Source organism: Duganella sp. GW821-FHT01E12 (assembly GCF_059422325.1).
The window spans coordinates 76,556-100,955 of record NZ_JBWKWR010000009.1; the positions used below are offsets into that span (position 1 = coordinate 76,556).

22 protein-coding genes are annotated in these 24,400 nt (G+C 64.4%); 21 read left to right on the forward strand and 1 reads right to left on the reverse strand.

Annotation, left to right across the window (positions count from 1 at the left end):
* Positions 1 to 22: 22 nt before the first annotated feature.
* The 19 genes from ndk (at position 23) to AC07WS_RS22730 (ending at position 18,787) form a co-directional block, all read left to right on the forward strand.
* Complete coding sequence (gene ndk, locus AC07WS_RS22640; RefSeq protein WP_090314593.1) at positions 23 to 430, forward strand: nucleoside-diphosphate kinase; 408 nt, start codon at positions 23 to 25, stop codon at positions 428 to 430.
* Positions 431 to 502: 72 nt separating this feature from the next.
* Positions 503 to 1,675, forward strand: a complete 1,173-nt coding sequence (gene rlmN, locus AC07WS_RS22645; protein WP_117013802.1) for a dual-specificity RNA methyltransferase RlmN — start codon at positions 503 to 505, stop codon at positions 1,673 to 1,675.
* Positions 1,675 to 2,496, forward strand: a complete 822-nt coding sequence (pilW, locus tag AC07WS_RS22650) for a type IV pilus biogenesis/stability protein PilW (protein WP_494731257.1) — start codon at positions 1,675 to 1,677, stop codon at positions 2,494 to 2,496. The genes rlmN and pilW overlap by 1 nt, the downstream gene beginning before the upstream one ends.
* 13 nt (positions 2,497 to 2,509) lie before the next feature.
* Complete coding sequence (locus AC07WS_RS22655) at positions 2,510 to 3,523, forward strand: helix-turn-helix domain-containing protein (RefSeq protein ID WP_494731258.1); 1,014 nt, start codon at positions 2,510 to 2,512, stop codon at positions 3,521 to 3,523.
* Between the two features lie 21 nt (positions 3,524 to 3,544).
* Positions 3,545 to 4,816, forward strand: coding sequence for a flavodoxin-dependent (E)-4-hydroxy-3-methylbut-2-enyl-diphosphate synthase (ispG, locus tag AC07WS_RS22660; RefSeq protein ID WP_494731259.1), 1,272 nt, complete (start codon positions 3,545 to 3,547; stop codon positions 4,814 to 4,816).
* Positions 4,803 to 6,146, forward strand: a complete 1,344-nt coding sequence (hisS, locus tag AC07WS_RS22665; protein WP_494731260.1) for a histidine--tRNA ligase — start codon at positions 4,803 to 4,805, stop codon at positions 6,144 to 6,146. The genes ispG and hisS overlap by 14 nt, the downstream gene beginning before the upstream one ends.
* Positions 6,147 to 6,185: 39 nt before the next feature.
* Positions 6,186 to 6,839: a YfgM family protein gene (locus AC07WS_RS22670; RefSeq protein ID WP_494731261.1), complete on the forward strand. Its 654-nt coding sequence runs from the start codon at positions 6,186 to 6,188 to the stop codon at positions 6,837 to 6,839.
* A gap of 56 nt (positions 6,840 to 6,895) precedes the next feature.
* Positions 6,896 to 8,032, forward strand: coding sequence for an outer membrane protein assembly factor BamB (gene bamB, locus AC07WS_RS22675; protein ID WP_494731262.1), 1,137 nt, complete (start codon positions 6,896 to 6,898; stop codon positions 8,030 to 8,032).
* A 3-nt stretch (positions 8,033 to 8,035) separates the two neighbouring features.
* Positions 8,036 to 9,382: a ribosome biogenesis GTPase Der gene (gene der / locus AC07WS_RS22680; protein WP_117013356.1), complete on the forward strand. Its 1,347-nt coding sequence runs from the start codon at positions 8,036 to 8,038 to the stop codon at positions 9,380 to 9,382.
* A gap of 183 nt (positions 9,383 to 9,565) precedes the next feature.
* Entirely contained in the window at positions 9,566 to 9,802 is a 237-nt protein-coding gene (hfq, locus tag AC07WS_RS22685; RefSeq protein WP_117013357.1) for an RNA chaperone Hfq, read from the forward strand.
* A 48-nt stretch (positions 9,803 to 9,850) separates the two neighbouring features.
* Positions 9,851 to 11,047, forward strand: a complete 1,197-nt coding sequence (gene hflX / locus AC07WS_RS22690; RefSeq protein ID WP_494731263.1) for a GTPase HflX — start codon at positions 9,851 to 9,853, stop codon at positions 11,045 to 11,047.
* 17 nt (positions 11,048 to 11,064) lie between these two features.
* Positions 11,065 to 12,360 (forward strand): FtsH protease activity modulator HflK, encoded by a 1,296-nt coding sequence (hflK, locus tag AC07WS_RS22695; protein WP_494731264.1) that lies wholly within the window; start codon positions 11,065 to 11,067, stop codon positions 12,358 to 12,360.
* The gene (gene hflC / locus AC07WS_RS22700) at positions 12,360 to 13,274 is read left to right on the forward strand and encodes a protease modulator HflC (protein ID WP_494731265.1); all 915 of its coding nucleotides are present in this window, start codon (positions 12,360 to 12,362) and stop codon (positions 13,272 to 13,274) included. Before hflK ends, hflC begins: the two co-directional genes overlap by 1 nt.
* Positions 13,275 to 13,436: 162 nt before the next feature.
* A complete protein-coding gene (locus AC07WS_RS22705) occupies positions 13,437 to 14,597 on the forward strand; it encodes an ATP phosphoribosyltransferase regulatory subunit (protein ID WP_494731266.1) in 1,161 nt (386 codons plus the stop codon).
* Positions 14,598 to 14,601: 4 nt separating this feature from the next.
* Positions 14,602 to 15,912 (forward strand): adenylosuccinate synthase, encoded by a 1,311-nt coding sequence (locus AC07WS_RS22710; RefSeq protein ID WP_117013362.1) that lies wholly within the window; start codon positions 14,602 to 14,604, stop codon positions 15,910 to 15,912.
* 18 nt (positions 15,913 to 15,930) lie between these two features.
* Positions 15,931 to 16,476, forward strand: a complete 546-nt coding sequence (locus AC07WS_RS22715) for a phosphoribosyltransferase (RefSeq protein ID WP_494731267.1) — start codon at positions 15,931 to 15,933, stop codon at positions 16,474 to 16,476.
* A gap of 256 nt (positions 16,477 to 16,732) precedes the next feature.
* Complete coding sequence (locus AC07WS_RS22720; RefSeq protein ID WP_494731268.1) at positions 16,733 to 17,386, forward strand: choice-of-anchor E domain-containing protein; 654 nt, start codon at positions 16,733 to 16,735, stop codon at positions 17,384 to 17,386.
* 54 nt (positions 17,387 to 17,440) lie between these two features.
* Positions 17,441 to 18,121, forward strand: a complete 681-nt coding sequence (locus tag AC07WS_RS22725) for a choice-of-anchor E domain-containing protein (protein ID WP_494731269.1) — start codon at positions 17,441 to 17,443, stop codon at positions 18,119 to 18,121.
* Between the two features lie 69 nt (positions 18,122 to 18,190).
* On the forward strand, positions 18,191 to 18,787 hold the full coding sequence (locus AC07WS_RS22730) for a MarC family protein (RefSeq protein WP_117013366.1): 597 nt from the start codon (positions 18,191 to 18,193) through the stop codon (positions 18,785 to 18,787).
* Here the strand turns inward: AC07WS_RS22730 and AC07WS_RS22735 are convergent.
* Positions 18,784 to 20,268: a S41 family peptidase gene (locus AC07WS_RS22735; protein WP_494731270.1), complete on the reverse strand. Its 1,485-nt coding sequence runs from the start codon at positions 20,266 to 20,268 to the stop codon at positions 18,784 to 18,786. The two genes, AC07WS_RS22730 and AC07WS_RS22735, sit on opposite strands and share 4 nt — an antisense overlap.
* Before the next feature lie 189 nt (positions 20,269 to 20,457).
* Here AC07WS_RS22735 and AC07WS_RS22740 point away from each other — a divergent pair, with 189 nt between their 5' ends.
* Complete coding sequence (locus tag AC07WS_RS22740; RefSeq protein WP_494731271.1) at positions 20,458 to 21,471, forward strand: LacI family DNA-binding transcriptional regulator; 1,014 nt, start codon at positions 20,458 to 20,460, stop codon at positions 21,469 to 21,471.
* A 54-nt stretch (positions 21,472 to 21,525) separates the two neighbouring features.
* Positions 21,526 to 24,381 (forward strand): TonB-dependent receptor, encoded by a 2,856-nt coding sequence (locus tag AC07WS_RS22745; protein WP_494731272.1) that lies wholly within the window; start codon positions 21,526 to 21,528, stop codon positions 24,379 to 24,381.
* The last annotated feature ends 19 nt before the right edge of the window (positions 24,382 to 24,400 follow it).

Sequence of the window (24,400 nt, forward strand, 5' to 3'; positions counted from 1 at the left end):
TCTTTTTATTGGAGTTTTTTAAATGGCAATCGAACGCACCCTGTCGATCATCAAACCAGACGCAGTTGCAAAAAACGTAATCGGCCAAATCTACAGCCGTTTCGAAGGCGCTGGCCTGAAGATCGTTGCCGCTCAGATGAAGCAGCTGTCGCGTGAAGAGGCCGAAGGCTTCTACGCCGCCCACAAAGAGCGCGGTTTCTTCAAGGATCTGGTTGACTTCATGGTCTCCGGTCCTGTCATGATCCAGGCTCTGGAAGGCGAAAACGCAGTTCTGAAGAACCGCGAACTGATGGGCGCCACCGATCCTAAGAAGGCTGAAAAAGGCACCATCCGCGCCGATTTCGCCGACTCGATCGATGCCAACGCTGTTCACGGTTCCGACGCTGTCGAAGCCGCAGCAGTTGAAATCGCTTACTTCTTCGGTAAGTAATTTTTAGTAGATCCGTTTCCGCGCCGCGGTGCGGAAACGGAATAAATGATTAGTACTGTTTTGAACCTGAATATGAACGCACCTCTGACCAACTTGCTGGACTTCGATCCCGCGCAGCTCATCGCCTATTGCGCCGAGTTGGGAGAGAAGCCGTTCCGCGCCAAGCAGCTGCAGCGCTGGATCCACCAATTCGGCGCGTCGGATTTCGACAGCATGACCGATCTGGCCAAGTCGCTGCGCGACAAACTGAAAACCCGCGCCCACGTCACGGCGCCGGCCATCATCAGCGACCACACGTCCACCGACGGCACCCGCAAATGGCTGGTCGACGTCGGCAACGGCAACGCGGTCGAAACCGTGTACATCCCGGAAGAGAACCGCGGCACGCTGTGCATCTCCACCCAGGCCGGCTGCGCCGTCAACTGCCGCTTCTGCTCGACCGGCAAGCAGGGCTTCTCGCGCAACCTCACCGTGGGCGAGATCATCGGCCAGCTGTGGATGGCGGAGTTCGAACTGCGCCGCACCAAGGGCATCGAGCCGGGCCCGAAGGGCGAACGCCAGATCACCAACGTGGTCATGATGGGCATGGGCGAGCCGCTGCTCAACTTCGAGCCGACCGCCACCGCGCTCAAGCTGATGTTGGACGATAACGCCTACGGCCTGTCGCGCCGCCGCGTCACGCTGTCGACCTCCGGCGTGGTGCCGATGATGGACAAGCTGTCGCAGGAAGTGCCGGTGGCGCTGGCCGTCTCGCTGCACGCGTCCAACGACCCGCTGCGCGACAGCCTGATCCCGCTGAACAAAAAATATCCGCTCAAGGAGCTGATGGCCGCCTGCAAGCGCTACCTGGAATTTGCGCCGCGCGACTTCATCACCTTCGAGTACTGCATGCTCGACGGCGTCAACGACTCCGACGAGAACGCCCGTGAACTGCTGGCCCTGGTGCAGGACCGCGAGTTCGGCGTCAACTGCAAATTCAACCTGATTCCGTTCAACCCGTTCCCGGAGTCGGGCCTGCTGCGCTCCAAGAACCCGCGCATCAAGGCCTTCGCCCAGATCCTGGTCGACGGCGGCATCGTCACCACCATCCGCAAGACGCGCGGCGACGACATCGACGCCGCCTGCGGCCAGCTGGCCGGCGAAGTCCAGGACCGCACCAAGGTGGCCCAGCGCATGGAGAAGATGGCCGAGTACCAGCAGAAATTCGGCGCCAACTTCGGCAAGATCGTGGAGATCCGTTCCTGATGACCTTCCTGGCGCAGCGGAGCCGGCTCAGTCTCGCCGCCTTGTGCGCGGCCGGGGCGCTGGCCGGCTGCGCGTCGCCGGGAGCGGAACGCGGCAAGAGCGGCCAGGCCGAGCTGACCACGGTGTCGGACCAGACCGCGGCCCAGCGCAAGGTGGAGATCCGCATGCAGCTGGCGGTCGGCTACTACGAGCAGGGCCAGTACACGTTCGCGCTGGACGAAGTCAAGCTGGCGCTGGTCGCCGACCCGTCCTACGCCGACGGCTACGGCATGCGCGGCCTGATTTACCAGGCCATGGGCGAGCAGGGCCTGGCCGAGGACAACTTCGTGCGCGCCCGCAAGCTGGCGCCGGCCAACCCGGATTTGGCCAACAATTACGGATCTTTCCTGTGCCAGGCTGGCCGGGTGGCCGAGGCGCTGCCGTTGTTCGACGCGGCCCTGGCCAACCACGCCTACCGTTCGCCGGCCAACGCCGCGAACAATGCCGGTTCCTGCGCATTGAAGATCAAGGACTACGCCAGCGCGGAGCGTTATCTGCTGCAAGCCTTGCAGTTGACGCCCGACCTGCCGGCCACCAACGCCAATCTGGCGCGGGTATATTTTGAAAAGCGCGATTATATGCGCGCCAATTTCTTCATTACCCGTCTGAACAAGGTGGCAAAGATGGAGAGCCTGACGGCCGATGTGCTGTGGCTCGGGATTAAGGTGCAGCATAAGCTGGGCGACACCGGTGCGGAAGCTGGCTGGGCGACGCAATTGCGCCGCCACCACCCCGGTTCGGCCGAGTATGCTGCTTATCAACGTGGGGCGTTTGATGAGTGAGACAGGGATACCAATGAATTCAGAGTGGGCAGAACCGCCAAAGGACCAGGGCAGCAGCCTGGCCACGCCCGGAGCACAACTGGCGGCCCAGCGCGAAGCGATGGGACTGACGGTCGAACAGATAGCCGACCAGCTGAAACTGGCGCCGCGCCAGGTCAAGGCGCTGGAAGCGGGCGATTACGCCGCGCTGCCCAACATGGCCGTGGTGCGCGGCTTCGTGCGCGCCTACGCCAAGGTCGTGAAGCTGGACGCCACGCCGCTGGTGGCGATGATCGAAGTGATCTCGCCGACCAGCCATGAAGCGGCGCCGCCGCGCAAGGAAATCGCCGCCACCTTCACCGAGTCGCGCTTCCCGTCGATGACGGGCCGTTCGTCAACTCCCACCGCATGGCTGGTGGGCGCTGCGGCCGTGGTGGTGGTTGCCGCCGCCGGCGCGTACGCCTACCAGGCCGGCCTGATTCCGGCCACGCTGTTCCAGCGCGCGGACAAGGAAGCGCCGGCCAGCGCGGCCGCCGAGGCATCCAAGCCGGCCGATGTCGCCGTCGCGCCGATCGAGACCACGCTGGTCAAGCCCGGCCAGGAGAGCGCGCCGTTGCAGTCGCCAAGCGTGCCGCTGATTTCCGTGCCGCCGCCTGGCGGGACCAGCAACGATGCCGCACCGGCCGCTGCACCAGCCGCCGCGCAAACGACGCCACCGGTCGCCGCGCCAGCCCCGGCGCCAGCAGCGCCGGCTCCGGCCGCGCCAGTGGCGCAGGTGTCGCCGCCAGCCGCCGCGCCGGTGGCGGCCAGCGGCAACCAGCTGGTGCTGAAGGTGACGCAGGATTCGTGGGTCGAGATCCGCCGCCCCGGCACCACGCCGCTGATTTCGCGCTTGGTGAAGGCCGGCAGCACCGAGACCTTCGACATCAAGGACCCGGCGCTGCTGATCGTCGGCAAACCGGCCGGCGTGGAAGCCACGCTGGGCGGCGCGCCGCTGCCGCTGCCACCGGTCGCCGGCGGCACGATCTCGCGCGTGAACATCAAATAAACGAGTACGAATAGAACGATCATGTCTTCAACGCAAACAGCTATTCCTTCGGGACCATCGAATCGCCGCGCCAGCCGCAGCGTGCTGGTTTCGCACGGCCAGCGCAAGATCTGGGTGGGCGGCGACGCCCCCGTGGTGGTGCAGTCGATGACCAATACCGACACCGCCAACGTGATCGAGACCGCCATCCAGATCAAGGAACTGGCGCGCGCCGGTTCGGAGCTGGTGCGCCTGACGGTGGACCGTCCCGAGGCGGCGGCGGCGGTGCCCTACATCCGCGAGCAGCTGGACAAGATGGAGATCGACGTGCCGCTGGTCGGCGACTTCCACTACAACGGCCACACGCTGCTCAACGAGTATCCCGACTGCGCCAGGGCGTTGTCGAAGTACCGCATCAATCCGGGCAACGTCGGCAAGGGCGCCAAGCGCGACACGCAATTCGCGCAGATGATCGAGGTGGCCGCGCGCTACGACAAGCCGGTACGCATCGGCGTCAACTGGGGCAGCCTGGATCAGGCGCTGCTGGCCCGCATCATGGACGAAAACGCCGGCCGCGCCGAGCCGTGGTCCGCGCAGGCGGTGATGTACGAGGCGCTGATCACCTCCGCCATCGAGAACGCCGTGCGCGCCGAGGAACTGGGCCTGGGCCGCGACAAGATCATCCTGTCGTGCAAAGTCTCGGGCGTACAGGACCTGATCGCCGTGTACCGCGAGCTGGCCAAGCGCTGCGACTATCCGCTGCATCTGGGCCTGACCGAGGCCGGCATGGGCAGCAAGGGCATCGTCGCCTCGACGGCCGCGCTGTCGGTGCTGCTGCAGGAGGGCATCGGCGACACCATCCGCATCTCGCTGACGCCGGAACCGGGCGGCGACCGCACCAAGGAAGTGGTGGTCGGCCAGGAGATCCTGCAGACCATGGGCCTGCGCAAATTCACGCCGATGGTGATCGCGTGCCCGGGTTGCGGCCGCACCACCTCGACCACCTTCCAGGAACTGGCCGACAACATCCAGACCTATCTGCGCGACCAGATGCCGGAATGGAAAAAGACCTACCCGGGCGTGGAGGCGATGAACGTGGCCGTGATGGGCTGCATCGTCAACGGCCCCGGCGAATCGAAGCACGCCAACATCGGCATCAGCCTGCCGGGCACCGGCGAATCGCCGGCCGCGCCGGTGTTCGTCGACGGCGCCAAGTTCGCCACGCTGCGCGGTGAGCGCATCGTCGAAGAGTTCCAGGAAATCGTACTGAATTACGTGAAAAAGAACTACAGCCAAGAATATGTCCAAAATTGAAAAAATCACCGCCGTCAAAGGCATGAACGACATCCTGCCGACCGATTCGCATCTGTGGCAGCTGTTCGAGAACACCGCGCAATCGGTGGTGCAGAGCTATGGCTTCCAGCAGGTCCGCACGCCCATCGTGGAAAACACCGCGCTGTTCTCGCGCGCCATTGGCGCCGTGACCGACATCGTGGAAAAGGAAATGTACTCGTTCGAGGACTCGATGAACGGCGACAAGCTGACCCTGCGCCCTGAAGGCACGGCCGGCGTGGTGCGCGCGGTGATCGAGCATAACCTGGTCTACGAAGGTCCCAAGCGCCTGTGGTACACCGGCCCGATGTTCCGCCACGAGCGTCCGCAGCGCGGCCGCTATCGCCAGTTCTACCAGTTCGGCTGCGAAGCGGTCGGCTTCAACGGCCCGGACGTCGACGCCGAAATGATCATGATGTGCCGCCGCCTGTGGGATGACCTGGGCCTGGAAAACATCCGCCTCGAACTGAACTCGATCGGCGACGCCGAAGAGCGCGCGCGCCACCGCGTCGACCTGATCGCCTACCTGGAGAAGCACGAGGACATCCTCGACGCCGAAGCCAAGCGCCGCCTGCACAGCAACCCGCTGCGCATCCTCGACACCAAGAACCCGGCGATGCAGGAGATGGTCAACGCCGCACCGAAGCTGCTGGAGTACCTGGGCGAGGAATCGCTGGCCCACTTCAACGGCGTGCGCAAGATCCTCGACCACAACAACATCCCGTACGTGATCAACCCGCGCCTGGTGCGCGGCCTCGATTACTACAACCGCACCGTGTTCGAATGGGTGACGGACGCACTGGGCTCGCAGGGCACCGTGTGCGCCGGCGGCCGCTACGATCCGCTGATCGCCTCCTTCGGCGGTAAGCCGACGCCCGCCGTCGGTTTCGCGATGGGCATCGAGCGCCTGCTGGAGCTGATGAAGGAAGCCGGCGAGCCGGACGCGCCCGACCAGTGCGACGTCTACCTGGTGCACCAGGGCGAGGCCGCGCAGCTGCAGGCCTTCGTGCTGGGCGAGCGCCTGCGCGACGCCGGCCTGGACGTGGTCATGCACGCCTCGACCGCCAACGGCCCTGGCAGCTTCAAGACGCAGATGAAAAAAGCCGACGGCAGCGGCGCGACCTTCGCCGTCATCATCGGCGAGGACGAAGTGGCCAACCACACCGCCAGCGTCAAGGCGATGCGCGCGGAAGAGGGCGGCCAGCAGCAGTCCACGGTGCCGTTCGACGACGTCGTCGATTTCGTGGTCGACCAGATCACCGACAGCGGCGACCATCACCACCACGTGCACGACGAGCATTGCAATCACTAAGCCGTTTTTTTATAACCTATAACGAGTAGACGAACTGACATGGCATACGATCTCGAAGAACAAGAACAAATTGCGACCCTCAAGGCGTGGTGGGACAAATACGGCAACCTGACCTCGTGGGTGCTGATCGCCGGCCTGGCCGCGTACTCGGGCTTCACCGGCTGGAACTACTACCAGCGCAACCAGGCCGCGCAGGCGTCGGCGCTGTACGACGAGCTGCAAGCGGCGGTGGAAGCGAAGGACAACGTCAAGGTGCTGCGCGCCGCCGGCGACATGGAGAGCAAATTCGGCAGCACCTCGTACGCCTCGATGAGCGCGCTGGTGGCGGCCAAGAGCAGCTTCGAAGCGAGCGACCTGAAATCGGCCAAGGCCCAGCTGCAATGGGCGGTGGAGCATGGCGCCGACGAGTTCAAGGCGGTGGCCAAGGTGCGCCTGGCCGGCCTGCTGCTGGACGAGAAAGCCTATGACGAAGCGCTGAAAGTGCTGGCCGGCGAAGTCGCGCCGCAGTTCGCCGGTTCGGTGGCCGACCGCAAGGGCGACATCCTGGCCGCGCAGAACAAGCTGACCGAAGCCCGCGCCGCCTACCAGGCCGCGCTGGAAGCGACCGACAAGAAGAACCCTGGCCGCCAGCTGATCCAGCTGAAGCTGGAAGCCATCGGCGGCTCCGTGCCGGCCGCCAAGGACGCAGCGTAATTCATCGGCGCCGGCCATGCCAGGCATCGGCGGCGCCTCCAGATCAAGGTTAAAAAATGCGTATTACCGAAAAAGTTATTGCTGCAAGCGTGTTTGCGATGTTGGCCGGTTGTTCCTTGTTCTCGTCCAAAGAAACCAAGAACCTGCCGGCGCCGCTGGTGGAACTGAAGGGCGGCACCACGCCCAAGACGGTCTGGAAATACTCGATGGGCAAGGCCGGCACCGCCGTCTTCACCCCGGCGCTGGTGGGCGAGAGCCTGTATGTGGCCGACGCCGACGGCGCGCTGGCGCGCCTGAACGTAGCCACCGGCAAGGAGCAATGGCGCGTCAAGACCGGCTCCGACCTCACGGCCGGCGTCGGCAGCGACGGTGAAGTGACCGTGGTGGGCGGCGCCAAGGGTGTTATCCTCGCGTTCGACGCCAACGGCAAGCCGCTGTGGAAGGCCCAGGCGACCAGCGAGGTGCTGTCCTCGCCGGTGGTGGGCGGCGGCGTGGTGGTGGTGCGCAGCGTCGACAACCAGATCACGGCGTACGAAGCCAAGACCGGCGTCAAACGCTGGACCGTGCCGCGCGTGACGCCGGCCCTGACCCTGCGCAACGCGCCGGGCATGCTCATCAACGGCCCTAACGTGTACGTGGCCCAGCCGGGCGGCAAGCTGCTGTCGCTGACGCTGGCCACCGGCCTGGCGCGCTTTGAGGTGGTGGTCGGCGAACCGCGCGGCGCCACCGAGCTCGAACGCGTCACCGACATCGCCGGCACGCCGGTGATCCTGGAAAAAGACGTCTGCGCCGTGTCCTACCAAGGCCGCGTGGCCTGCTTCGACGCCCAGACCGGCGCGCCGCACTGGAGCAAGCCAACCTCGTCCGACGTGGGCGTGGCGGTGGACCAGCGTTTTGTATTCGTCTCCGACGACAAAGGCGAAGTTGCAGCCTACAGCCGTGAAAACGGCAGCAACGCCTGGAAGAACGACAAGCTGGCCTACCGCCGCCTGTCGACGCCAGTCTCCTACGGCCGCGCAGTGGCCGTCGGCGACTACCAGGGTTACGTCCATCTCCTGTCGCGGGAAGATGGCGCACTTATAGGTCGCGCCGCGACCGATGGCAGCCCGATCCAATCGGACCCTGTCATCGCCGGCACGAATTTGATTTTCCAAACCCAATCAGGGACAGTGACCGCTCTCGCGGTCGAGTAAAAAATGAAGCCGGTAATCGCACTAGTGGGTCGACCCAATGTAGGGAAATCGACCTTGTTCAATCGTCTGACCCGCTCGCGCGATGCGCTGGTGGCGGACTTGCCTGGGTTGACGCGAGATCGTCACTATGGCGAGGGCCGTGTCGGCGAACGTCCCTTCCTCGTCATCGACACGGGCGGCTTCGAGCCGGTCGCCAAGGAAGGCATCATGCACCAGATGGCGCTGCAGACCAAGCAGGCCGTGGCCGAGGCCGACATCGTCGTGTTCCTGGTCGACGGCCGCCAGGGCCTGACGCCGCATGACAAAACCATTACCGACTTCCTGCGCAAGAGCGGCCGTCCGGTCATGCTGGTCGTGAACAAGTCGGAAGGCATGCGCTACACCGCCGTGGTCGCCGACTTCTACGAGCTGGGACTGGGCGAGCCATACTCGATCTCCTCGGCCCACGGCGACGGCGTCGCCGACCTGGTGGAGGAGGCGCTGGACCTGGCCTTCGCCCAGCGTCCGGAAGATCCCGAGGAACTGGAAAAAACCGACCACGGCATCAAGATCGCGCTGGTCGGCCGCCCGAACGTCGGCAAGTCCACGCTGATCAACACCCTGGTGGGCGAGGAGCGCGTGATCGCCTTCGACATGCCGGGCACCACCCGCGACTCGATCGAGATTCCGTTCGAGCGCGAAGGCAAGCAGTACACGCTGATCGACACGGCCGGCATCCGCCGCCGCGGCAAGGTGTTCGAGGCGATCGAGAAATTCTCGGTCGTCAAGACGTTGCAGTCGATCTCGGAAGCGAACGTGGTCGTGCTGATGCTCGACGCCCAGCAGGACATCTCCGAGCAGGACGCCCACATCGCTGGCTTCGTGCTGGAGACCGGCCGCGCGCTGGTGATCGCCGTCAACAAGTGGGACGGCCTGCGCAGCGATGAGCGCGATGAAATCAAGATCGACATCGACCGCAAGCTCGACTTCCTGTCCTTCGCCAAGATGCACTTCATCTCGGCGCTGAAGTCGCAGGGCATCGGCCCGCTGATGAAGTCGGTGGACGCGGCCTACGCCGCCGCCATGTGCAACCTGTCGACGCCGAAGCTGACCCGCGCCCTGATCGAGGCCGTGGAGAAGCAGGAGCCGCGCCGCAAGGGTTCGATCCGTCCGAAGCTGCGCTATGCGCACCAGGGCGGCATGAATCCGCCGGTGATCGTCATCCACGGCAACGCCCTGGACGCGGTCGGCGAGCCGTACAAACGCTATCTGGAAAAGCATTTCCGCGACACCTTCCAGCTGGTGGGCACGCCGCTGCGCATCGAACTGCGCACCGGTAAGAATCCGTTCGCAAAAACTCAGTCGAAATAAGCGGTTTTTTTTGCAGGTGTGCCCTGCAAAAAAGGCAAAAACAGGTTACAGTGGCTTAGAAGCACCATTCCCGGCTTGGCGAACGGTGTTTCAGCGAAAATTGTTTGACTTTCGCTGGGCCACGTACTTGAAATTAAGCGTTTCGCCTCCAATTCCAACACAACAACATAAAATGGAGCTGTTATGAGCAACAAAGGGCAACTGTTACAAGACCCATTCCTCAATGCCTTGCGCAAAGAGCATGTTCCTGTCTCGATCTACCTGGTCAACGGCATCAAGCTGCAGGGCCATATCGAATCGTTCGACCAGTACGTCGTACTGCTGCGTAACACCGTGACCCAGATGGTCTATAAGCACGCCATCTCCACCGTGGTACCGGCACGCGCCGTCAACCTCAACATTGAATCCGACGCGGAATAAGCGCTTGCAACACTGCTTCTTTTCAACTCGTCCAGCCTTGACCGTCGTATGCGCGCAGCCCTAGTCGGTATCGATTTCGGTCAAGGCGACTTTGCCGCCAGCGTCGAGGAACTGAACCTGCTGGCCCGTTCAGCAGGTGCGGAACCGGTGACGACGATCACGGCCAAGCGTTCCTCACCGGACGCCGCCTATTTCGTCGGCAGCGGCAAGGCCGACGAGATCGGCCTTGCCGTGCAGGATCACGGCATCGAAATCGTCATCTTCAACCACGCGCTCTCGCCGGCCCAGCAGCGCAACCTGGAAAAGCGCCTGAACATCCGGGTGCTCGACCGCACCAGCCTGATTCTCGACATCTTCGCCCAGCGCGCCGCCTCCCACGAGGGCAAGCTGCAGGTGGAGTTGGCCCAGCTGCAGCATCTGGCCACGCGCCTGATCCGCGGCTGGACCCACCTTGAGCGTCAAAAGGGCGGCATCGGTTTGCGCGGCCCCGGCGAAACCCAGCTCGAGACCGACCGCCGATTGATCGGCGAGCGGGTCAAGGCCCTGCGCGCGCGCCTGGACAAGCTGCGCAAGCAGCATGAAACCCAGCGCCGTTCGCGCGGCCGCAGCCAGACGTTCTCGGTGTCGCTGGTCGGCTATACCAATGCCGGCAAGTCGACGCTGTTCAACGCCGTCACCAAGGCCGGGGTTTATGTCGCCGATCAATTGTTCGCCACGCTGGACACGACCTCGCGCCGCGTCTACATGGGCCAGGAAGTGGGCAACGTGGTGATCTCGGACACGGTCGGTTTCGTGCGCGAGCTGCCGCACCAGCTGGTGGCGGCCTTCCGCGCCACGCTGGAGGAGACCATCCACGCCGACCTGCTGCTGCACGTCGTCGACGCCTCGTCGCCGGTGCGCATGGAGCAGATCGAGCAGGTCAACCTGGTGCTCAAGGAAATCGGCGCCGACCACATTCCGCAGATCCTGGTGTGGAACAAGATCGACGCCGCCGGGCTGGAGCCTTCGGTCGAGCGGGATGAATATGATAAGATTTCCCGCGTTTTCCTCAGCGCGCGCACCGGTCAAGGACTGGACCTTTTGCGCGGTGCCATCGTCGAATGGGCCAAGAGCGCGCCGGGTGCCCGGCTCAATCAGGCCTACGACACCGGCGGGGAAGCGGACGAAGAACTCGGCGAAGAAGCAGGCGTAGAAGCAGCGGAACCGGATAGCAGTCCCACCCTCACTCATGTCGGATCACACTAATGCGTGTCTCGTCACTTATGAAACGTCTCGGCTTGAAGCTGTCGCTGAACGATCCCCGCTGGGGCTCGGACAAGCAGGACCGCAAGCCGCAAGCCAATGAAGGCAAGAAGCCCGGCGAAGGGCCGCCCGACATGGAGCAGCTGTGGCGCGATTTCAACCAGCGCCTGAACAGCTTCTTCGGCCAGAAGAACCGCCCCGACGGCAACGGCGGCGGCGGTGGCAATGGCGGCGGTCGTCCCGACCTGGCCGGCATGCGCGCCACCGCCGGCGCGGTCGGCGCGGTGATCGCGCTGATCTGGCTTGCCAGCGGCTCGTTCATCGTGCAGGAAGGCCAGACCGGCGTGGTCTACACCTTCGGCAAGGTCAGCCACGTCACCGGCTCCGGCTTCAACTGGCGCTGGCCGTATCCGTTCCAGAGCGACGAAACCGTCAAGGTCTCGCAGATGCGCATGGTGGAGATCGGCTACCGCAACAACATCAAGAACAAGCAGGCGCGCGAATCGCTGATGCTCACCGATGACGAAAACATCATCGACATCCAGTTCGCCGTGCAGTTCAAGCTCAAGGACCCCGTGGCCTGGCTGATGAACAACCGCGACGACGAGGAAACCGTGCGCCAGGTGGCCGAGACCTCGATCCGCGAAATCGTCGGCAAGAACAAGATGGACTTCGTGCTGTACGAGGGCCGCGACAAGGTCGCCCTTGAAACCCAGCAGCTGATGCAGCAGATCCTCGACCGCTACGCCTCCGGCGTGCTGGTGTCGAACGTGACGCTGCAGGCGGTGCAGCCGCCGGAGCAGGTGCAGGTGGCCTTCGACGACGCCGTCAGGGCAGGGCAGGACCGCGAGCGCCAGAAGAACGAAGGCCAGGCCTACGCCAACGACGTGATCCCGCGCGCGCGCGGCAGCGCCTCGCGCCTGCTGCAGGAAGCCGAGGGCTACCGCTCCATGATCACCGAGAACGCCACCGGCAACGCCTCGCGCTTCAAGCAGGTGCTGGCCGAGTACCAGAAGGCGCCGGGCGTCACGCGCGACCGCATGTACCTGGAAACCATGCAGCAGATATTCTCCAGCGCCAGCAAGGTGATGGTCGACGCCAAGTCGGGCAGCAACCTGCTGTACCTGCCGCTCGACAAGCTGATCGCCCAGGCCGCGGCCACCGACAGCGCCGCCGCCGCGGCCCGCGCCGCCGCCCAGGCCGCCGCCGCGACGCCGTCGTCCGCGCTGCCGGCCGAAGTGATGCCGCAGGTGGAAGTCAGTCGCCAGCGCGATTCACGCGCCCGCGACGCCTTACGTGAACGGGAGGGTCGTTAATGAACCGCATAGCCAGTACCCTCATTGCGGCCTTCGTCGCGTTCCTGCTGCTGTCGTCCACCATGTTCGTGGTCGACCAGCGCAAGTACGCCATCGTGTTCGCGCTGGGCCAGATCAAGGAAGTGATACGCGAGCCGGGCCTGCATTTCAAGCTGCCGCCGCCGTTCCAGAACGTGGTCTACCTCGATAACCGCATCATGACCATCGAGACCCCGGACGCCGAGCGCTTCATCACGGCCGAGAAGATGAACATCCTGGTCGACAGCTTCGTCAAGTGGCGCATCGGCCGCGCCGAGAACCAGCCCAAGCTGTACTACGTGACCTTCGGCGGCGACGAGAACCGTGCGCGCGACCGCATGTCGCAGATCGTCAAGGCGGCGCTGAACGAGGAAATCACCAAGCGCACCGTGGGCGACGTGATCTCCGGCCAGCGCGGCAAGGTGATGGAGGCGATCCGCGCCAAGGTGGTGGCGGAATCGGCCCAGATCGGCGTCGAGATCATCGACGTGCGCCTCAAGCGCGTGGAGTATGTCGAGCAGATCAACAACTCGGTGTACGAGCGCATGAAGGCGGAGCGCACCCGCGTGGCCAACGAGCTGCGCTCGACCGGCAACGCCGAATCGGAGAAGATCCGCGCCGATGCCGACCGCCAGCGCGCCGTGATCCTGGCCGAAGCCTACCGCGACGCCGAGCAGATCCGCGGCGAGGGCGACGCCAAGGCATCGGCGATCTATGCCGAAGCGTTCGGCAAGAACCCCGAGTTCTACAAGTTCTACCGCAGCCTGCAGGCTTACCGCGAAACCTTCAAGAACCACGGCGACGTGATGGTGATGGATTCGAGCTCGGACTTCTTCAAGTACTTCAAGAGCTCCGGCGCAGCCGGCCCGGCCGCCCCTGCCGCCGGCAAGAAGTAAAGCAGGAAAGCAAAGTCCGGCCCGCGCTGGGGCGCCGAAAGGCTCCCCGGCGTATCTTTTTCCCCTCCCGCAACGCATTTTCGCGTAAAATATCAGGTTCGGCCTTCCGCTTCACGGGCCTCGGCGCGTGCGCCACATTGTTCATTTTTAAACTGCCTCCCCATGCCGAATTGGCTTTTGCCCGAGAATATCGCCGACGTTTTGCCGTCGGAAGCACGCAAGATCGAAGAGTTGCGTCGTCTGATGCTGGATAATTTCCGTCTGTACGGATATGAACTGGTGATGCCGCCGCTGCTGGAGTACCTGGAGTCGCTGCTGACCGGCGCCGGCAAGGATACCGATCTGCGCACCTTCAAACTGGTGGACCAGCTGTCGGGCCGCATGCTCGGCCTGCGCGCCGACATGACCATCCAGGTGGCGCGCATCGACGCCCACCTGCTCAACCGCGCCTCGGTCACCCGCCTGTGCTACGCCGGCAGCGTGCTGCACACCCGTCCGTCGGGCCTGCACGCCACCCGCGAGCCGCTGCAGATCGGCGCCGAGATCTACGGCCATGCCGGCCTGGAGGCGGACGCCGAGATCCAGGAACTGGCGCTGGCCTCGCTGGCCCTGGCCGGCTTCACCGAAGTGCGGCTGGACCTGACGCACGTCGGCGTGCTGCGCGCCATCCTCGAATGCGACGCCGTCGCGCAGAAGGATGAAGCCCAGCTGTACCTGCTGCTGCGCGCCAAAGACGTTCCGGGCCTGCAGGCGCTGACGCAAAATTATTCGCCGGCCGTGCGCGACGCGCTGCTGGCGCTGCCGAATCTGTACGGCGACATCGAAGTATTGAAGCGCGCGCGCGAAGTGCTGCCGGACCTGCCTGGCATCGCCAAGGCGCTGGCCGAGCTGGCCGCGCTGGCCGCATCCGCCATCGACCGCGCCGAAGTCGCGATCGACCTGGCCGACCTGCGCGGCTACCAGTACGAAAGCGGCGCGATGTTCGCGCTGTACGTGCCGGGCCTGCCGAACGCGGTGGCCCGCGGCGGCCGTTACGATCACGTAGGCGAGGCCTTCGGCCGGGCGCGTCCCGCCACCGGCTTCTCGCTCGACCTGCGCGAACTGGCGCGCCTGCTGCCGACCGCGGAGCGCAAGCATTCGATCCGCGCACCGTGGGGCAACGCGCCGGAGTTGAAGGAAAAAATCGCCGAACTGCGCAAGTCCGGCGAAGTCGTGATCCAAAGTTTGCCGGGTCACAGCAACGAGCTGGACGAGTTCGAGTGCGACCGCGCTCTGGTTCTCGACGATAATGGTAGCAACTGGATTCTTAAAAACTTAGGTTAGTGTGATGTCAAAGAAAAACGCAAAAAACGTCGTCGTCATCGGTACCCAATGGGGCGATGAAGGTAAGGGCAAGATCGTCGACTGGTTGACCGATCATGCACAGGGTGTGGTCCGCTTCCAGGGCGGCCACAACGCCGGCCACACGCTGGTCATCGGCGGCGTCAAGACCGCGCTGCAGCTGATCCCGTCGGGCATCATGCGCCCGGGCGTGGCCTGCTACATCGGCAACGGTGTGGTGGTGTCGGTGCCGGACGTGCTGCGCGAGATCGACAAGCTGGAAAAGGTCGGCGTCGAAGTCGCGTCGCGCCTGAAGGTGTCGGACGCCGCGCCCGTGATCCTGCCGTACCACTCGGCGCTGGACCTGGCCCGTGAAGCCAAGCGCGGCGAAGCCAAGATCGGCACCACCGGCAAGGGTATCGGCCCGGCCTACGAAGACAAGGTCGCGCGCCGCGCGATCCGCGTCGCCGACCTGCTCAACGAAAAGCGCTTCGCCGAAAAACTGGCCGAGAACCTGGACTACCACAACTTCGTGCTGGAGCACTACCTGAAGGCCCCTAGGGTCGACTATCAGAAGACGCTGGAAGACGCGCTGGCCTACGTGCCGCGCCTGCGTCCCATGGTCACCGACGTGTCGAGCGCGCTGTACGCCGCGCACAAGGCCGGCGCCAACCTGCTGTTCGAAGGCGCGCAGGGTTCGCTGCTGGACGTCGACCACGGCACCTATCCGTTCGTCACCTCGTCGAACTGCGTGGCCGGCAATGCCGCCGCCGGCGCCGGCGTCGGCCCGAACATGCTGCACTACATCATGGGCATCACCAAGGCCTACACTACCCGCGTCGGCTCCGGCCCGTTCCCTTCGGAACTGCCTACCGATGCCGGCGTGGGCCATCACCTGGCGCAAGTGGGCCACGAATTCGGCACCGTGACGGGCCGCGCCCGCCGCTGCGGCTGGTTCGACGCGGCGCTGCTGCGCCGTTCGGTGCAGATCAACGGCGTGACGGGCATGTGCCTGACCAAGCTGGACGTCCTGGACGGCCTGGAGTCGCTGAAGCTGTGCACCGGTTACACCATCGACGGCGTGGCCGTGGACATCTTCCCGTCCGGCGCTGAAGAAGCCGCCCGTTGCGTGCCGGTGTACGAAGAAATGCCGGGTTGGACCGAAAGCACCGTGGGCGCCAAGTCGCTGGCGGCGCTGCCGGCCACCGCCCGCGCTTACATCAAACGTATCGAAGAGTTGGTCGGCGTGCCGGTTGACATGGTATCGACCGGCCCGGATCGCGAAGAAACGATCGTGCTGCGTCATCCATTCGAGTAACAAAAGGATTGCATAAAAATGACGACCCCACAAACCAACGAAAAACACCTCTGGGTCTCCTGGGATGAGTACCACCGCCTGATCGAGCGCCTGGCGCTCAAGGTGCACGAGTCGGGCTGGAAGTTCGACCAGGTGCTGTGCCTGGCGCGCGGCGGCGTGCGTCCGGGCGACGTGTTCTCGCGCATCTTCGACGTGCCGCTGGCGATCCTGTCGACCAGCTCGTACCGCGAGGAAGCCGGCACCGTGCGCGGCGACCTGGACATCGCCAAATACATGACGATGACCAAGGGCCCGCTGAGCGGCCGCATCCTGCTGGTCGACGACCTGGCCGATTCGGGCGTGACCCTGGTCAAGGTGATGAAGCACCTGAAGGACAACTTCGAAGGCGTGACCGAAGTGCGTTCGGCGGTGATCTGGACCAAGGGCAGCTCGGTGTTCAAGCCGGACTACCAGATGGAAGAACTGCCGCACAACCCATGGATCCACCAGCCGTTCGAAGACTACGACGGCATCCGTCCGCACCAGCTGGCGGCCTGGATCAAGAAGGGCGAGAGCGGTAACTAAGCCGTTTTATTGCCTCACAGAAAAGCGGCCGCCGGCCGCTTTTTTTATTTGTCCGTCGTAGACATCGAATAAATACTTTAAGGCAACTATAGTTGCAAATTCGTTCTCTTACATGTGCAAAAAGAAATGCAAATAGGACATTTTGTGTTAAGATTGGCCTAAGGTTTGGCGGAAGCGATTTTTTTTAGCCACGCCACGTAATTTAGCTGGGCAAAAAAAAATCCCTGTGAAAAAAATAATCTGAATTGGAATACTTATGAATTTGAATAAAATCGCACAAGCTCTCTTCGTAGCAGGCTGCTTCGTCTCCGCCGCGGCATCGGCCGCAACCCAAACCTTCACCAGCAATGTCATCGCCAGCACCCAGACCGACCTGACCGCCGTGCTGAATTTCGCACAGTTCAACGCTTCGCTGGGTACGCTGACCTCCGTTAAGTTCGATCTGTTCGCCGACGTGACCGGCAAGGTTGACCTGGCTAATTACAATGCCGATGCAATCACCGTTCCTGTCAGCTTGAGCGTGGACGTCTGGCTGAACCGTCCGGACAGCAGCACCCTGGTACTGTTTTCGGCTCCGCTGCTGAACCAGGACGCGACTATCGACGGCAACGGCACCCTGACCCTGAACAATTCCTACACGATGTCGAACAGCGCCAGCTTCAGCGGCGCCAGCGATCTGTCGCTGTTCACCGGTAACAGCAGCGTCGCTACGCTGTTCGCAGCCAAGGCCTTCACCCAGGCCAACGGCGATGGCGTCGAAGCGGACTTCATGACCAAGGTTGGCGGCTACGGCAAGGTGACTTACACCTACACCGCCGCTCCTGTACCAGAACCAGAAACCTACGGCATGCTGCTGGCTGGCCTGGCCCTGGTAGGCGTGGCCGCCAAGCGCAAATCGCGCAAGGCCTGAGCCCCCTCATCACGATACGCCTGCCGATACACCGGATCATACTACGGATAGAACATGAAAAAACTGACTCAAACTCTCGTCGCCATCGCGGCCCTCAGCGGTGCCGCTGCTGCCCAAGCTGCCAGCCACACCGTCACCGTCAATTCCAACGTCATCGCCAACGCCAAAGTGGGCAACGGCGTTCTGGACCTGACCAAGTTCGACACCACGCTGGGCACCCTGCAATCGGTGAAAGTTGAGCTGTTCAGCTCCTTCACGCCGACGCTGAAAGTGGAAAACATGAGCACCAGCTCTGGCTCGACGATCGTTGCCAGCGCCAGCGAAAAGCTGGTGTTGAGCGCTGCGACCGGCACGCTGGTTGTACTGCAAGGTACCGTTGCCAACAGTTTCGTCGAAGCGGCGTTTGACGGCGTCGCCAACTACGGCGGCGCGTCGGGTGCCACCTACGCCCCTGGCGCCACGCTGTTCAGCAACTCGGCAGTGTTCTCGGACGCCGGCACGCTGGCGCTGTTCTCCGGCGCGGGCACCGTGCACGCCAATCTGGCTGGCACCGCCACCTCGGCCTTCAACGGCACTTCGGGCAACACCAAATCGCTCAGCGTGACGGCCTTCAACGGCTACGCCAACGTGACCTACACGTATGCGCAGCCAGTACCAGAACCGGAAACCTACGCCATGCTGCTGGCTGGCCTGGGCCTGATGGGTGTGGTAGCACGCCGCCGCAAATCGGCATAAGCTGAATCTGGTGGTACACTGCAAACGGGAGCTTCGGCTCCCGTTTTTTGTTTTTGATCCCGAGATGCCATGACCCAGAACTTCTTCCAGACCTTCATCCTGCTGCTGCTGGTGACCGACCCGTTCGGCAACGTGCCGCTGTTTGCCAGCGTGCTCAACCCCGTCCCGGTGGCGCGCCGCTCGCGCATCGTCATCCGCGAATGCGCGATCGCCTTCGTGCTGCTGCTGGTGTTCATGTTCTTCGGCCGTCACTTCCTCACCGCGCTGCAATTGTCGGAAGTGTCGCTGCGCATCGGCGGCAGCGTGATCCTGCTGCTGATCTCGATCCGCATGATCTTCCCGCACCCGGACGGCGTGCTGGGCCGCACGGAGGGCGGTGAGCCGTTCATCGTGCCGTTGGCGATCCCCGCGCTGGCCGGGCCGTCGGCGCTGGCCACGGTGCTGCTGTTCTCGCGCGAGAGCACCGGCGAGGTGCTGGTCCACGTGGCCGCGCTGGCGGCCGTGGGCGTGGTCTGGCTGGCCGTGTTCCTCAGCGCCGAGCGCCTGCAGAAAGTGCTGGGCCCTCAGGTGATGACCGCCTTCGAACGCCTGATGGGCCTGATCCTGACCGCGATGTCGATCGAGATGCTGCTGGGCGGCATACGCGAGTTCGTCAAGACCCTCTAAGGCTTGGCGCCGCGGGCGCGCAGGTCGGCGGCCACCGTGTCCAGCAGGCGCCAGGCGCGTTCGCGGTCGCTTTCGCCTTCGGCCGGCAGGACGGGCAGGTCGGGCTTGACGCCGGCCACCTCGTCGCTGCCGTCGGCCCGCAGGCGCACGCAGTTGGGCAGGCGGTAGCGCAGGCGCGAATGCGGCAGCACCACCGGCGGCGCGTCGGCCATGAAGCCGCAGCCGTCGCCGGCGCTGGCGCGGCCGACGATGTGCGCGCCGGCCGCATCCTGCATCAGCGCGGAAAACATCTCCGCCGACGATCCCGTGCCGCCGTCGGTCAGCACATACACCGGGCCGGTCCAGGCGCCGCGCAGATCGTCCACCTCGGCCGCCCAGTAGATGCTGGAGGCGATCTTCAGGTTGCCGAAGGCCTTGGGCGGCAGATACGCGGCCTGGCCGCTGGCGTAGCCCGCTTCGATCAGGCGGCTGCAGCCGTTGGGCTGCCATGGCCGCTGCTCGCTCCACACCCACGACAGGTCGCAGCCGCGCGCCGCGATGCCGGCCTTGCGCGCCTCGAACGCGGCGATCGACTGCTCCAGCATGGCCTGCGCCTCAGGCGTGGCGTCCTGCTCTTGTTGCGCCTTGCGCAGGCCGCCCAGCTGTTCATCGAAATACATGGCCGCCAGCGGCGCTGCGCTCATCATCATGCGCGCCGAATGCACGTCGCGTCCGGTGAGCAGGCGCACCGCCCAGTCGCCGGTGTCGTTGCCGCCGGGGTTGCCGCCGACGTCGACGATCACCGCCGCCACCTTCTGTTCCTGGAAGCGCCGCAGCTGCGCCGCCAGCGTGCGCAGCCAGGCCGCGTTGGCAGCCTCCTTGACCGGCTTCACGTCGGCCTCGCTCATCGCGCCCTTGGCCTGGCGTTCCGACCAGGCCTGCTCGCAGGCGGCGGGGGAGGCGTCCTGCGGGCGGAAGCGGGGGATGCGCAGCACGCCGAGGCGCGTGCCGTCCGGTGCCGCGACCACGCCGGAGCGGAAGGCGCGCGTCAGTCCGTCGGCTTCCAGCACCGCGCCTGGCAGGCTCTCGAACGGCAGCGAGAACGCTGCGCCGCGCACCGGCCCGTAGCCCAGCGCGGCGCAGGCTTGCGTGGCGTTCAGGCGCGAGTAGTCGACCTTGGGCAGCGTCAGCGGCTGTGCGATCTTCGCTTGCAGCACCGCGCCGGCCGAGGAGAAGTGGCCGTCATGGAAGCCGCTGACGAAGGCCGACAGCGCGGCCCTGGCCATGGATTCGTCCTCGGAAGTCTCCAGCAGGCGGCGGGTGCGCTTGTCGAGCGCCGGCAGGTCGACACCGCCCTGTGGCGAGGCAAACCACGCCAGGTTGGCGTAGCGCTGCTCCAGCGCCGTCTTCAGCGCGGCATAGTCGTCCAGCCAGTCCTGGCGTTCGAAGGCGCCGGCGGCGGCGGAGGTCAACAGCAGGGTGGCGGCTAAAAAAGTCTTCATCGCATGCGGTGGTTGTAAAAATACCAATCTTAACAGGGTAGTGCAATATTGTGAAAATCGCTTTACAGACTCGACAAAAGACAGGTAGACTTTCCGATATCAAATGTAACCGGTTACATTCCTCGCACAAGGTAGCCGGTTTTCTTTTTGAACAAAATGTAACCGGTTACATTCATTCAAAGGCACTCGATGGCTATCACTATCAAGGACGTGGCACAGGAAGCGGGCGTTTCCGTCGCCTCCGTTTCGCGCGCGCTGAACGGCCACGCCAGCATCACCGACGACACGCGCAAGCACATCCTGGCCGTGGTCAAGCGCATGCGCTACATGCCGCACGTGGGTGCGCGCAGCCTGACCACCAGCTTCACCAACACCATCGGCGTGCTGCTGCCGGACCTGTACGGCGAATTCTTCTCGGAGATGATACGCGGCATAGACGGCGCCGCGCGCCGGCGCGGCCTGCACCTGATGGTCTCCAGCCTGCACGGCGACGCCGACGAGGCGGCGCTGGCCATCCGCGCCATGCGCGGCCGCGTCGACGGCCTGCTGGTGATGTCGCCGCACGTCGATGCCGCCTTCCTGTCCGATAACCTGCCGGAAGACCTGCCCATCGTGCTGATGAACACCGCCGCCGGCGGCACCCAGTATCCATCGATCTCGGTCGACAACTACAGCGGCGCGCATGCCATGGTGGCGCATCTGGTGGCGCGCGGTTATCGCCGCATCGCCTTCCTGGCCGGGCCGTCCGGCAACTTCGAGGCCCAGGAGCGCTTGCGCGGCTACCGCGCCGCGCTGGCCGAACTGGCGCCCGGCGCAGCCGAACATGTCTACGAAGGCGACTTCTCCGAGCAGTCCGGCCAGGCGGTCGGCCAGGTGCTGCTGGAGATGGATGCCGCGCTGCGTCCCGACGCCCTGTTCGCCGCCAACGACATGATGGCCATCGGCGCGCTGCTGGCGCTCAAGCAGGGCGGCCTGCAGCTGCCGCGCGACATGGCCCTGGCGGGCTTCGACGATATTCCGATTGCGCGGTATGTCAGCCCGGCGCTGACAACCGTTCGAGTTCCGATTGCCGATCTGGGTGTGCGGGCGCTGGAAGGCCTGGTCGCCAAGATCGGCCAGCCGGGCAGCGTGTCGGCCGGCGCGCAGACGCTGGGTGCAGAGCTGGTGGCACGCGCTTCAACGGGGGAGAGCACACCCACATAAACCGCAGTTCCGCTTCATGCCCTAGATCTACACAACAAAAATCAGGAGACAAACATGAAATCAAACCCACGGCACTTGCCTGCTTTACGCCTTTCCATCATGGCCGCCTCGCTGGCGGCCGCCTTGCTGGCCGCGCCGCACGCCGGCGCGCAACTGAGCAGCGCCACCATCCAGGGCCAGGTCACGGCCGCCAACGCGTCGCCTTCCGCCGGCGCCTCCGTCAGCGCCACCAACCAGCTCAATGGCTACGTCTACCGCACCGTTACGCGCGCGGACGGCAGCTATGTGCTGAGCGGCGTCGCCCCCGGCACCTACCAGATCAAGGTCGGCGACCAGAAGGCGGAGCTGGTCACCGTCAGCGTCGGCCAGACCAGCCAGGTCAACCTGGCCATGCAGGGCGGCGTGCAGCAGGTGGTCATCACCGGATCGGCCACGCGGCGCGACGTCGCCGGTTCCGAGATCGGCACCTCGGTCTCGCGCGAGCAGATCGAGAAGCTGCCGCAGGTGACGCGCAATTTCCTGTCCTTCGCCGACCTGGCGCCGGGCGTGCGCTTCAACGTCGACAACAGCGGCAACGTCAAGGTGCAGAGCGGCGCGCAGAACCAGGACAACGTCAACGTCTTCATCGATGGCGTCAGCCAGAAGAACAACATCCTGCGCGGCGGCGTGTCCGGCCTCGATTCCAGCCGGGGCAACCCGTTCCCGCAATCGGCGGTGGCCGAGTACAAGGTCATCTCGCAGAACTACAAGGCGGAGTATGACCAGGTGTCCAGCGCGGCCATCACCGCCGTCACCAAGTCCGGCGGCAATGAGCTGCACGGCGACGTGTTCTGGGACCACACCGGCACCAACCTGACCGCGCTCGATCCGTTCCAGAAGTCCGCCGAGCGCCAGGGCATATCGCGCCCGGCGTCGTCGCAGGACCAATACGGCGTGACGCTGGGTGGCCCGATCAAGCAGGACGTGGCGCACTTCTTCTTCGCGTATGAAGGCAAGAAGATCGACAGTCCGCGCCAGGTGGTCGCACAGCGCACCGACCTGCTGCCGAATGCCGGCGTGGTGCCGGGACTGCTGGCGCAACAGGGGCCGTCGGTATCGTCGTTCAAGGAGAACCTGTTCCTGTTGAAGGTGGACGCGCAGATCGACCGCGACCAGCGCGTGGAGGCCACCGCCCGCGTGCGCCGCGAGACCGACCTGATACCGGAAGACGCCAAGTTGAGCGTGGCCGAGAATGTCCTCAACCGCAGCAACAACGAGGACCGCTTCGATTTCAAGCATGAGTGGAGCAACGACCGCTGGCTCAACGAAGCGCGCCTGGGCTACGAAAAATACAGCTGGAATCCGCATTCGAACGCCAACAAGCCGTACATCCGCTACCAGGTCTCGCCCAGCAATACCGACAACAACGTGGTCGACGTGATCATCGTCGGCGGTTCGCCCAACAACCAGTTCCGCGAACAAAGCGGCACGCTGCTGCAGGACGACCTGACCTACACCGGCATGGCCGGCCACACGATGAAGGGCGGCGTCAAGGTCAAGCACATCACCTACGACCTGTCCGGCACGGCGCGCGCGGTGGACCAGATCTATGAGCGCATCGACACCGTGTCCGGCCTGGCCAGCATCATCCGCACCGACAAGGCCATCCCCGCCAGCGGCGTGGACTTCGCCAACAACCAGTACGGCCTGTACTTCCAGGACGACTGGCAGGCCAGCGACAAGCTGCTGCTCAATCTTGGCCTGCGCTACGACTACGAAGACAATATGCTCAACAACAGCTATGTCACGCCGGCCGACCGCGTCGCCATCTTCGACAAGCAGGACCCGCGCGACGGCGCGCCGGCCGGCCAGACCTACGCGCAGTCGCTGGCCAAGGGCGGCATCAACATCAAGGACTACATCAGCACCGGCAGCAACCGCAAGCCGTTCAAGGGCGCGTGGGCGCCGCGGCTTGGCCTGTCCTACGACATCAAGGGCGACCGCGCCTCGGTGCTGTTCGCCGGCTGGGGCAGGGCGTACGACCGCACCATCGCCAACCACGCGCTGGACGAATCGCAGAAGAACGCGCAGAGCGGCGGCGAGGTCTGGATGATCAAGAGCGATCACAAGATGGCCTACACCGACCAGTTCAGCTTCGGCCTGCGCCAGGCGCTGGGCATCTGGAACGGTGAGGCGGGCTACACCAATTCGCGCAGCCACAATCAGTTCAACTGGTTCGGCGGCAACCGCGATCCGCAGGGCGGCTGGGGCACGCAAAGCCCGATCGATCCCCTGTGGGGTTCCGTGCCGGGATTCGGCACCTTGATCCTGGGTGACTTCATCAGCGAAGCGAAAACCGATTCGGCCTACCTGAAGATGGACAAGCCGTACACCAAGGCCTCCACCTGGAGCCTGGGCGCGACCTATACCTACAGCCGCGGCGAGACCACCAACAAGGAATGGACCAACGATATCTTCAACTGGACCTACGGCCGCAATACCTCCGGCTGGAACCCGTCGACCGATGTCGAACGCCATCGCCTGGTGGTGGCCGGCGTGAGCGACGGCCTGCTGCCGTTCGGGCTGATGTTGTCCGGGAAGCTGACGCTGGGTTCCGGTCTGCCTTACCGCATCACGGATTGCTCGACCGGCTTCGATCACTGCGTATCGGCCAAGGGCAACGGCAGCGCCTTCCACCAGATCGATGTCGGCGTGTCGAAGGACGTCGGTTTCCGCTACGGCAAAGTGTCGCTGCGCGCCGATGTGCTCAATCTGTTCAACAGCGTCAATTACGGCGGCTACGATGGCTGGGGCGGTGGTCCCGGCAATCCGCAGAACCGCCTGGGTGGCGACAACAAAAACCTCGGCACGCCAAACTCGGTCGGTGGCCCGATGCGCACCGTGAAGTTCAGCGCCCGCTACGCCTTCTGATATCGGCCGTAGCACCGTT